Source organism: candidate division WOR-3 bacterium (assembly GCA_011052815.1).
Lineage (GTDB): Bacteria > Hydrothermota > Tepidihabitantia > SM23-42 > SM23-42 > DRIG01.
In genome coordinates this window covers 1-11,286 of record DRIG01000037.1, presented here as the reverse complement: position 1 = coordinate 11,286, position 11,286 = coordinate 1, and the positions used below count along the sequence as shown (strand labels likewise).

Annotated in this window: 12 protein-coding genes and 1 pseudogene; 10 read left to right on the top strand and 3 right to left on the bottom strand. The window is 43.6% G+C overall.

Annotated features, from left to right (window positions below; genetic code table 11):
- Positions 1-39 precede the first annotated feature (39 nt).
- From ENI34_03480 to queD, 8 genes are all read left to right on the top strand, one after another.
- The gene (locus ENI34_03480; protein HEC78187.1) at positions 40-3,462 is read left to right on the top strand and encodes a hypothetical protein; all 3,423 of its coding nucleotides are present in this window, start codon (positions 40-42) and stop codon (positions 3,460-3,462) included.
- An 18-nt stretch (positions 3,463-3,480) separates the two neighbouring features.
- Positions 3,481-4,059: a T9SS type A sorting domain-containing protein gene (locus tag ENI34_03475; protein HEC78186.1), complete on the top strand. Its 579-nt coding sequence runs from the start codon at positions 3,481-3,483 to the stop codon at positions 4,057-4,059.
- A gap of 543 nt (positions 4,060-4,602) precedes the next feature.
- On the top strand, positions 4,603-5,265 hold the full coding sequence (locus ENI34_03470) for a glycosyltransferase family 2 protein (GenBank protein HEC78185.1): 663 nt from the start codon (positions 4,603-4,605) through the stop codon (positions 5,263-5,265).
- Entirely contained in the window at positions 5,262-6,449 is a 1,188-nt protein-coding gene (locus tag ENI34_03465; GenBank protein HEC78184.1) for a glycosyltransferase family 1 protein, read from the top strand. The genes ENI34_03470 and ENI34_03465 overlap by 4 nt, the downstream gene beginning before the upstream one ends.
- Before the next feature lies 1 nt (position 6,450).
- Entirely contained in the window at positions 6,451-7,059 is a 609-nt protein-coding gene (gene scpB / locus ENI34_03460; protein ID HEC78183.1) for an SMC-Scp complex subunit ScpB, read from the top strand.
- Positions 7,028-7,681 carry an epoxyqueuosine reductase gene (locus ENI34_03455; GenBank protein HEC78182.1) on the top strand — a complete coding sequence of 218 codons (654 nt, stop codon included), beginning with the start codon at positions 7,028-7,030 and terminating at the stop codon, positions 7,679-7,681. Before scpB ends, ENI34_03455 begins: the two co-directional genes overlap by 32 nt.
- Complete coding sequence (locus ENI34_03450) at positions 7,668-8,192, top strand: DUF4416 family protein (protein ID HEC78181.1); 525 nt, start codon at positions 7,668-7,670, stop codon at positions 8,190-8,192. Before ENI34_03455 ends, ENI34_03450 begins: the two co-directional genes overlap by 14 nt.
- 13 nt (positions 8,193-8,205) lie before the next feature.
- Positions 8,206-8,562, top strand: a complete 357-nt coding sequence (gene queD, locus ENI34_03445) for a 6-carboxytetrahydropterin synthase QueD (GenBank protein HEC78180.1) — start codon at positions 8,206-8,208, stop codon at positions 8,560-8,562.
- A gap of 36 nt (positions 8,563-8,598) precedes the next feature.
- Here the strand turns inward: queD and ENI34_03440 are convergent, their stop codons facing one another.
- On the bottom strand, positions 8,599-8,799 hold the full coding sequence (locus ENI34_03440) for a hypothetical protein (GenBank protein HEC78179.1): 201 nt from the start codon (positions 8,797-8,799) through the stop codon (positions 8,599-8,601).
- A gap of 52 nt (positions 8,800-8,851) precedes the next feature.
- On the opposite strand from ENI34_03440, the gene queC reads away from it, so the two are divergent.
- Both queC and ENI34_03430 read left to right on the top strand, forming a co-directional pair.
- Positions 8,852-9,472 carry a 7-cyano-7-deazaguanine synthase QueC gene (gene queC / locus ENI34_03435; GenBank protein ID HEC78178.1) on the top strand — a complete coding sequence of 207 codons (621 nt, stop codon included), beginning with the start codon at positions 8,852-8,854 and terminating at the stop codon, positions 9,470-9,472.
- 2 nt (positions 9,473-9,474) lie between these two features.
- Positions 9,475-10,770, top strand: a complete 1,296-nt coding sequence (locus ENI34_03430) for a thymidine phosphorylase (protein ID HEC78177.1) — start codon at positions 9,475-9,477, stop codon at positions 10,768-10,770.
- A 39-nt stretch (positions 10,771-10,809) separates the two neighbouring features.
- On the opposite strand, the pseudogene ENI34_03425 reads toward ENI34_03430, so the two are convergent.
- Together ENI34_03425 and ENI34_03420 are read right to left on the bottom strand one after the other, a co-directional pair.
- Positions 10,810-10,944 (bottom strand): annotated as a pseudogene (locus tag ENI34_03425) (T9SS type A sorting domain-containing protein).
- Between the two features lie 80 nt (positions 10,945-11,024).
- A complete protein-coding gene (locus ENI34_03420; protein HEC78176.1) occupies positions 11,025-11,258 on the bottom strand; it encodes a hypothetical protein in 234 nt (77 codons plus the stop codon).
- Positions 11,259-11,286 lie beyond the last annotated feature (28 nt).

Below are 11,286 nucleotides of genomic sequence, written 5' to 3'. Positions count from 1 at the left end.
TCGATTGAAGTCGCCAAGTTTAAAGACGGTTTTTATTGGGTGAAAGTTAAAGCTTACGACGTCAGAAACAATGCCGATTCCGAGTCGGTGTTGGTCCATATCGACAACTTTGCCCCCAGGGTCAAGCAGACCTATCCATCTGATTGGTTTGCCTTTGTGTCGAATAAACAACATAAAATCTGGTGTTGTTTCTCTGAGCCGATGGATACAACAACTTTGACCGCAGAGAATATTAAAATCCAGAGTTTAAAGGCAGATAGTTTTAATTATCCAATCATTAATATTTCTTATATCCAAGTAGATTCAATACCGCTTTATAAACTCTTGCTTGAGGTTGATTCATTTCGATTTAAGGATACGGTTCAGGTAAGACTTTCAGACAGTATTCGGGATTTGGCCGGTAAAAGTATAGATACTACTGATTCAAAACAGACCATTGCTTATTCCTGGACCTTTTTTGTTGGGGTAATTCAATTGACTGATAATGATTTGAATGATATTCAACCGGATGTTTATCATAATAAGATTGTCTGGACCCAGGCACCAGCCGATAGTTATTTAGGTGAAATAATGCTCTATGATTTTTATAATAATACCACTGATACGATTAGTCCTGGAGGTGGAGAACACAATTATCCTGTTATCTGGCAGAATAAAGTTGTCTGGCGTCGTTATCCTGACGATTATACTAATCCAATATACTATTACGATGGAACATCGGTTACAATCGTTGCATCAGGAAACCGAGGTCGAAACATATATGACATCGATTCCAGCGGTATTGCTCTACGCTCATATTATGGCAATGGTTATCCTGATACAACATGGATCGAGTATTACCATTTTGCTACCAGTAATTTAGCTGATCTCGATACTTTTACTGAGGAGTTAGGTAGATACTATGGTGGGGTAGATATTGACGGTTATCAGATCGTTTGGGATCATACGTTTGATTATTACGGGACTGAGAATGATGTGTACCTTTATGATGGTGTAACGATTCAAAATATTACGAATGAACCTGATTCAAGTCATCGGCTACCGGTGATTTCGGATGGCCAAGTAGCCTGGATAAAGCATGCCAATGATGGCCGTCCTTCTTGTGTATGGTTGTATGATGGTTTGGCTAGTCGGCAAATTAGCGAGGGGCATAGTTGTTACACTCCGGAGATTGATAATGGACAAGTTATTTGGTATGCAGCTGATGGTTCAAATCATTGCTATTTGCACTATTATACTGGTCGTAAAGATACAATTCTGGACGACGGATATGGTCCATGGTGGGCATATCCATACTACATTATCTGGGGCATACATAATGGTCAAGCAGTGTGGGCAAGATACAGAAAAGATGCAGGAGGTTGGACAACCATTGATAACGCTACGTATTACGATGGAAAGGAAATCAAGAATTTAGTCGACAATGACGCATCTCACACTGGTAGGATTGAAGTGCACGATGGGTTTGTGGTTTATGATGCCTGGGATGGTAATGATTATGAGATATATCTATATATCGGTGACACCCTTTTTACACCGCCTGCCGTGGTCAGAAATTTGCATTGTGAGATAATCACGGCGAGTGCCAAGAAGGTAAAACTAATCTGGAGTCCGAATTCAGAACCTGACCTTGCTGGTTACCATATCTATCGGTCAAATATTGCATATCAGTATGATACAATACCATATGCAACGGTATCGGCGCAAGAGACAACATTTGTTGATACCATTCCATTGCTGGGTATGAACTACTATGTTGCCACAGCCTTTGACAATTCAAATAACGAAGGAGGATTTTCCAATCAGGTTGAGGTATATATTGATACCGTGGCTCCGGCCGCGCCGACAAATTTAGTCGCAGGTTATGATTCATTAAATCAGACTGTTTCATTAATTTGGAATTCATCTGCGGATAGTGATCTTAAATTATACAGAATATATCGAGCCGAGGTTTCGGGTGGTTATGGGCTACCCCTTGATTCAGTCCTTGCTGCAGATACTACATATATTGATTCCTCGATATTTTTAAATAAGATTTACTATTATGTGGTTTCGGCGGTTGACACCAATCAGAACGAAAGTAGCTATTCGAATGAAGACAGTGTTGAGACAGTTCCCATAACCTCGGGTTTTGCCCGGGCAACCGCCTATAACAATGCATCGAGGATTATCCGCAATCCTTTAACCGGTGAGATTCTTCTCGCTTATAATTCAAATGACAGTACTATATTGTGTATATCCAGTTCTGATGGGGGTATTACCTGGAATCGTAGTGAGCCAATCGGCACTGGAACATTTCCCACATTGGTTCTGGATTCAGAAAATAGTCCCTGCTGTCTTTTTGGACGCTGGGTAGGGCCTACTGGTTATGGCAGTGCCCAGCTATATTATACAAAGTATCTTAATGACCACTGGACAACGCCATATCTCCTTGTGTCTATCGATTCGGTCTATATCGGCATTCCAGAATATGCGATTCCCGCGCCTTCGGCTGGTATAGATTTTCAGGATACGATTCATATAACCTGGATGTCTGCGATGGGTCAGGAATATCCGCACCGTTTTGCGGTCTGGTATGGAAACCTCTATGCCCTTGATACGATCCCGGCATTCAATTATGTTCAGTTGGATACGATCTGGGTCTATGAATCCTCACCCTGTCCAACATTGGCTATTGATGGTTCACAGAATATTCATATCGTGTATGAAACCGACCCTGCAGCGCCAACCCTGTTTTATCGGTTCCGGGAAGATGGTATCTGGAGAGAAAAAGAGATTATCGAGTCAGAGGGTTGTTATTATCCCGACCTTGAATTTTTCGGTGATCGTATCCACCTGGTCTGGGACTATAGATATCCAGATACAACCGTTGCCCATAAACTGCACTATCGTAGTAGATCGTCAACTGGCTGGGATACGATAATGATGGTGTATGAACCATTGCCATTCAATCTATTCGCAGAGCCGGTAAATGCGGGTGGTTGGTATACAATCTGGGCAGACCAGGATATCTACTATTCAAGATTCAACGGTGCATTCTGGGAAGAACCCGAGACTGTGCGGATTACCCCTGAAAACTCTGCCCATCCTACTGCCCTGTTTCGTCAAGATCTGGATGATACCTGTTTGTATATTGCCTGGACCGAGTGCGATTCAGCACCATATTCAATTCAATTTAAGAAGATTACTGTGCCAAGTGTGCCTGAACAGTATGACAATTTGGGCCAGGAGGAGAAGTCTCAATATTGTATCCAGCGCAGGGGATACATCAGGTTTGGAGACCTGGCTTATCAGTCAGTTGATTGGCATCCCTTCTGGCTCAGGTATCGATTCGATGATCTCAATCCCAAGAATCGATACCGTTTAGACCTCTCTTATTATTTTGAGCTGACCGATGCTATTGCGAGACCTCCAATCCAGGAATGCAAAAAGGCTAAATCTGATACGACCTTTGATCCCTAAGAGAGATTTGAGGATTTTATCGATGAGCAGATTGCCGATAAGGAAGTCCTAAAGAACTCTTTGCATAAGGGAGGCGGAAAGGGGTCTTTTCTACTCCAACTCCTTGGTATAGACTGGTGTCCACTTGACCTCGCACTAATTTTCCCTGATAGGGTGAAGCGAATCTCAGTATGGTTGCCGGAATGGCTATACGAAGATGGTGAGATCAATATCGATATCTTTAAGATCCTGTTTGGTCCTTATGCGGTTTGTGGTGAGATCGGTCTGTATGAATTCCCAAATGGCAGGGGGTTTGAATCAAGAGGTGGTCAACAAGAGGGTCAGGCTGTGCCAGTTAATATCGAAAATTTCAGAATCTATCCCAATCCGGCAAAAGGGAAGATAATGCTTAGATTCAACTTACCCGATGAGCGAAAGATTGCCATTAAAATTTATGATGTTTGTGGCAGGGTTGTATATAAAAAGAATATCAGAGAATCGAAGATTGGGATGAATGAGTTTTTGATAAGGTCCGAAGGTTTATCATCCGGTATCTATTTTGTGCAATTCAAGGCAGGTGGTTATCAAGCAGTGAAAAAGGTCGTGCTCGTTCAATAAAAAGTTTTTTCAAACCCTATTTTTCCACCACCCAATTTTGAATAATCGAACCCATTTCAGTAAGATTGTTTTCGTCGCTGTGGAGATCAAATCTAAACATTATAAAAACTATGGCACGATACCTTCATTTTTGCCTTAACCGATGGATATATTAGATTAGAGCGTAAATGCGTAGAGGGTGAGTTTAGCAATATTGACCTTTATCTTCTGCCTTTTATGGGCAGATGTGAAGGTTAACCATCATGCACAATTGGACGGGCGTTGTGGTAAATGACAATAAGGTTTGAGGCTGAAGAGTATAAAAAGACTGAAAAGATAATCGTGTTGAAGTAATTATTTAAGTAAAAACCAGAGTTAAAAAAGGAAAAAAGTTTTGAACGAATTGACTTTTGTAATTGTTTGATTTATTAAAAATCACTTATTATTTTATAGATAAAATTACGCACGACTTGTAGATATAAAAACAGTACATGAAAATACGGAAGCCAAAGAGGTGTCGGCTTTACTCCTTTACATCAGGACAAATTTTAATATAATTGCTCAGTGAAGCTCACGGTAATCGTTCCGGTCTATAATGAAATCGAAAACATCGATACAATAATAACCGCTATAGAAAAGGTGGAGGTTCCCAAGCAGATCATCGTGGTGGACGATTTCTCGACGGACGGAACAAGAGAATTTCTAAAAAAAAGGTCGGGAATCGAAACGATTTTTCAGGCGAAGAACCAGGGGAAAGGTGCGGCGATCCGCGCCGGTTTAACCCGGGCTTCAGGTGATTTCACGATTATTCAGGACGCCGACCTCGAATATTCACCAGCTGAATATCCGAAATTACTCAAGCCATTGACTGCAGAAAAAACGCGGGTCGTGTACGGTTCGCGCATACTGGGCAGGGGGAAGTTTTTAAGATCGAGTTACTATGCAAACCGTTTCCTGACACTGCTGACAAATCTGCTTTATCACAGCCGCCTCACTGATATGGAAACCTGTTATAAGATAATCTCCACAAAGCTGTTAAAAGAGCTGGGTTTGATCTCTTCACGATTCGAGATCGAACCTGAAATCACCTGTAAGCTCCTTAAAAGAAAAGAAAAAATCATTGAGGTTCCGATCACTTACGAAGGCCGACAAAGAGGCAAGAAGATCGGAATAAGAGACGGTATTCAGGCGATCTGGAACTTAATCAAATGGAAGATTAAAAGATGAAAGTCCTTTTTGTAACGACCGCATATAAACGCTTTGACGGAGACGTCATAACACCGTGGCTCGTTGAACTTATTTTGAGATTGAAGAAAAAAGGCGTTGAGGTCGTGGTATTCACGTCGTCTTACAAAGGGTTGAGGAATCAGATTATAGACGGAGTAAGGATTGAACGGTTCCGTTACTTCTTGAAAAACTTTGAAGATTTGACCCACGAAGAGACTGTCGTGGATCGGCTCAAAAGAAGCCCGATATACCTGCTCCTCATCATTACCTATCTCATCGCCGGGACCCTGAAGATGACCAAACTGGTAAAGAGAGAACATTTTGACATCATCCACATTCACTGGCCCTTTCCCCATATTGTCTTCGGACTCTTCGGCAGATACGCCGGCAGAGCGAGACTCTTCTCGACCTTTTACGGTGTGGAAATCCGCTGGATAAAAAAGAAATTTCCCTTTCTGGTGCCTCTCTTTTCTCTGGCGATAAACAAGTCCGATGTAATCACGGCGATATCCAGCCACACTGCCGGAGAATTGAGTACGGTCGCCAAAACAAAGATAGAGATAATCCCTTTCAGCACCCCGATTACCGAAAGGTCAGGAAAGACGACCGATGCAAAGCAGATTATCTTTGTGGGCAGGCTTGTCGAACGCAAGGGAGTGAAATACCTTATTGAGGCATTCGCCCGAATAAAAGATGAGGTCAAACACAACCTCGTCATTATCGGCGAGGGTCCTGAGCGCAAAGCCCTGGAAGAGCAGGTGAAGGTTCTCCACCTGGAAAAACGGGTTACTTTTACAGGCAGGATATCAGACAGAGAACTGCACCGTAGTTATGAAAAATGCAGCTTTCTCGTTCTGCCGGCAGTTTACGATAAAAAAGGAGATATCGAAGGTCTGGGTGTCGTGCTCATCGAAGCGATGTCATATAGAAAACCGGTGATTGCATCCCGTGCCGGCGGCATCACCGACATCGTTGAAGACGGGAAAAACGGTTTTCTCGTTCCACCGGGTGATGCGGCGAAGCTCGCTGGAGCGATGAAGACGCTGGCAAATGACGACAAGCTGCGCAGCGAGATGGGCGGAAATGCGAAAAAGAGCATTGACGAAAAGTTTAATTGGGATAGAATTGTAGATAGGTTGATTGAATTATATGAAAAAAATCACATAAGGAGAAGATATGAGTGATATGAATATGAAACAGATCATCGAAGCGTTGTTAATCGCCACAGACGTGCCCCTGTCCGTTAAAAAGATTGAAGAGATCACCCGCCTGCCAAAGGAACAGATTAAACATTTTATAACCGAGTTGAACAACGAATATCGCTCTACAGAGAGGGCGTTTGAAATAAAAGAAATCGCCGGCGGGTATCAGATATACACCTTGCCTGATTTTGCAATGTGGGTCGGCGCCCTGCACGAACGCAAAAGCAGACTCTCCAAAGCCGCCCTTGAGACAATCGCAATCATCGCCTATCATCAGCCGATTACAAGACCCGAGATTGAAAAACTGCGCGGCGTTGATTCGTCGTGGATACTTGAGACACTTTTACAAAAAGGTCTGATCAAGACCTGCGGAAGGCTGCCCGTACCGGGAAGACCGATAAAGTATGCAACGACAAAAGAATTTTTAAGATACTTTGGAATCAAAGACTTAAGTGAACTGCCCCGGGAAGAAGATTTTGGAGAACAGGTCGCTCAGACGGCTGACGAGTTTTCCGCTCAGCCGGAAGCAGTAAAGACGGTCGAGGAGGCAGAAAAAACGAATGGCGACGGAGAAGATAAAACAGGAGATTAGAAAGTTCCTCAGCGGCCTGGGTATCAAAATCGTCGGTTTCGGTGAAGTCCCCCATCAAATCCAGCCCCTTGAAATAAACCTGGATTTCAGCAGGGCGGTCGTCTTCGGCGTTCCCCTGTCAAAATCAGTGCTTCAGACGATCACGAGTCAGCCGACATTGATATACAAACACCATTACAAGACAGTGAACTGGATTCTCGACCAGAGTGCGTTCCATTTGGCACGATTTATTGAAGATATGGACAAAAGAGCCCTTGCAATCCCGGCGTCCCAGACCGTGGACTGGGAGGCTCAAAAAGGACACATCTCTCACAAGGCGCTGGGTCAGGCTGCAGGACTGGGTTTTATCGGCAGGAACGGACTCCTGATACATCCTGTTTACGGTGCAGGGGTGCGTTACGCCTCGGTACTCACGGATCTGGATTTTTCTCCTGATCCAGAGGTCACCGATTCCTGCGGTGAATGTCGCAGATGTATTGAAGCATGCCCGGCTGAAGCGATCAGTGAAAAGGGTGTTGATCTGAAACGCTGCCTTGCGCAGCTAAAAGAATTCTCCAGAATAAGGGGTATCGGCCAATACATCTGCGGGGTGTGCGTAAAGGTGTGTAATGGGCAAAATTAAAGAACCGAAAAAAGTTCTTCTCATTGTCGGACTGATCTATGTTCCTGAATTCAATCCTGAACCCGTGGTCGGTGAATTGGAAAAAAATTTTGGAAAGGTCGGATTACGGTCGGCGACAATTCCCTTTGTCCATACTGCTTATTACAACAAAGAGATGGGGCAGGGCCTTTTAAGACGATGGGAGGTGTTTGAAAACCCCTTTACACCGGAGATTCTCGTCGATGCAAAGCTCCGGACAAATGAACTTGAAAAAAAATATTTGAATGAAAAAGGGGGCAGAAAAATCAATCTGGACCCCGGACTGCTGTCCTTGAGTAATTTGATCCTCGCCTCGACAAAGAATTATTCCCACAGAATATATCTCGGCAGGGGAATTTATGCTGAGGTGACATTACTTTACAGAAACGGCGGATTTCAGGTGCTCGAATGGACATATCCGGATTATCGGGAAAAGAGCACCCTTGAATTTTTCAATAAGGCGCGGGAGTTTTTAAAGAAGAAACCCGCTTGAGAAAGGAATCAAGATGTTTGAATTGTCAGTGCAGGGAACTTTTTCGGCAGCCCATCGGGTAAGAGGCTACAAAGGCGATTGTGCGGGTATGCACGGCCATACCTATCGAGTGGAAGTACGGGTCGCCGTGAAAGAGCTGAATCGGCTGGGTATGACCGTGGACTTCCGAAAAGTAAAAAAGGTCCTCGAACAGAATCTGAAAAAACTCGACCACAAGAATCTGAACACCTTGCCGTTCTTTAAAAAACACAATGCTACAGCCGAGTGGATCGCGGTCTATCTTTACAAAGAGATGAAGAAGAAAATAAAGAACATTGAATCCATCACGGTCTGGGAAGGAAATGAGAATTCAGTAACCTATTACGAATAACTTGATTTTCTGTAACTCTACCCAAATATTTAATATCTAATCGACGATCTCTATCTGTCCTGCGTCGGCCGTGCTGAGCACACTGAACTGCAGGATTGAAAATTTATTCTTCAGTAAAAAGAGAGCCCTTGCTTTTGAGCCCACTTTTTCCGATGCAGCGTGCTTGAGTGTTTTGATTATGTATTTAACTGACGCTATTATATCTATTATATGGAGTTGAGGTATAAAGTAAAGCAAAACGATATCTTTCTTTGCTTGACACCAAAAGGGAATTTATTATAATCAAAACATGAAACCAAAGAGCATCGTCCTTTTATCAGGCGGCCTGGACTCCACGGTGAGTGCGACGATAGCGAAAAAACGCACCCGAGTGCTTTTCGCCCTGACGATTGATTACGGCCAGCGGGCGGCGCGGATGGAGATCAAAGCCGCAAAGAAGATCTGTCGTTTCCTCGGTATTGAGTTGAAGATAGTGAAGGTTCCTTTTTTCAAAGAATTCATAAAACTCAAGATGATCAAATCAAAAGACAAGAAGAAACCGCGGTCTTTGAATCGTCTCGCCGATGTCTGGATTCCCAATAGAAACGGACTCTTTATAAACATCGCCGCATGCTATGCAGAATACTACGGTGCTGAAGTCATTGTCACCGGTTTTAACCGCGAAGAGGCACGGGAATTTCCTGATAATCGACCCCAGTTTATAGCGGCGATAAACCATTCTTTATTTCACAGCACCTTGAATAAGGTAAAGGTCCAGAGTTTTGTCAGTGATTACTCTAAAAAGCAGATCTATCAACTCGGCAAAGAATACAATGCCCCTTTAAAGTACATATATTCCTGTTATCTCGGCGAAGAAAAGATGTGCGGCAAGTGCGGTTCCTGCAGAAAACTGCAACGGGCCCTTGAATGAAAATGTTCAATCCGGTCGAATTGATAAAAAAGAAACGTGACGGCGGAAAGTTCAGCCGCGGGGAAATAGAATTTCTTATCTCGTCCTACACCAAAGAAAAAATCCCTGATTATCAATTCTCCGCCCTGTTGATGGCGATATATTTCCAGGGTATGGATTTTGAAGAAACCACGCACTTTATGAAGGCGATGCTTGAGTCAGGTCGGTCTCTCGATCTCTCGTTCATTAAAAAACCGAAGATCGACAAGCACTCGACAGGCGGAGTGGGTGACAAGGTATCTCTGATCCTCGCACCCCTGCTTGCATCCTGCGGAATATGTGTGCCGATGATCTCGGGGCGGAGCCTGGGACATACCGGCGGCACACTCGACAAACTGGAATCAATTGCCGGTTTTAAAACCGACCTCACTGTAAAAAAGTTGAGAAAACAGCTCAGAAACATCGGTGTGGTGATGATCGGACAGAGTCCGCGGATTGCTCCTGCAGATCGGAAAATATACGCCCTGCGCGACGTCACCGCCACGGTCGACTCAATCCCTCTTATTTCGGCGAGCATAATGTCCAAGAAACTCGCCGAGGATCTAAACGGCCTGGTGCTCGACGTAAAGTTCGGCAACGGTGCATTTATGCCTGAGTACAGAAGGGCGAAAGAGCTTGCCCGAACAATGGTTAAAATCGGGCATCGGGCGGGAATCAAAGTCACTGCGGTTTTAACTGATATGAATGCACCCTTAGGTGAATACGTGGGCAATTCCCTGGAAGTGATGGAATCGATTGAGGCATTAAGAGGAAGGGGTCCTGAAGACCTTATGAAAGTCACCTTTACACTTGGAGAAGAGATGCTCAGACTGGCAAAGATAAAAGGCGGCAGGAGATTGCTCAGAAAAAAGATCGCAAGCGGTGAGGCATTAGAAGTTTTTAAAAAACTGGTCTGTTGTCAGGAAGGTGATGTCTTAATCTTTGATAACATTCTGCGCCTGCCCATTGCCCGACGCAGATACAGCATCTCGGCGGAAAAGAGTGGTTATATCCACAGGGTTGACACTTTTAAAACCGGTATGCTCCTCGTCGAACTGGGCGGCGGCAGACTGAAGACCACGGACCGCATCGACCATTCCTGCGGCTTCCGGTTTTTAAAGAAACCCGGTGATTACGTAAAGAAAGGAGATTGTCTGGTTGAGGTCTTCAGTGATAACCGGCAAAGAGCGCGGACCGTATGTAAAGAACTGCGGGAGGTTTATTTCATCACCAGAAAACCGTTTCCAAAGCGAAAACTCATACGGGAAATCATCCGTTAGATACAAAACCTCCTATGTTATATACTAATTCACAAATAACTATCTTACCAGCACAACTTTTTGCACGACAGACTGATTACTCAAGCCGAGTTTAATAAAATATACACCCTGGGTAAGTGCATTCGTATCTAAATTTATTACATAAGAACCTGACCCATTATTTATTTGTGTCTGATTATAATAAAAAGCTCAAAATACCAAGGGTAAAAAGTTAGTCTCAGGAAATATTTCGTAAAAAATAAAGTTTAGAATTCTCATTTTAAATTTTTATCTGAGTTATCTGAAAAATCCTCAAATTTTAATATCTTAAAACCTTTAACAACCTCACTCCAATCTCCTCCATTGGTCGTCTTATAAACACTAAATTGCCCGCCCGCAAAAAGAGTCTGATTGGAACCCGGATGCACGATTAAAGAAAAAAGTTTCCTCGCACAAATACCCTCATCTATCTCCTGCCAGCTATTACCACCATCGGTAGTCTTATACATCCCACCACCAGTCGCCGCATATACGGTG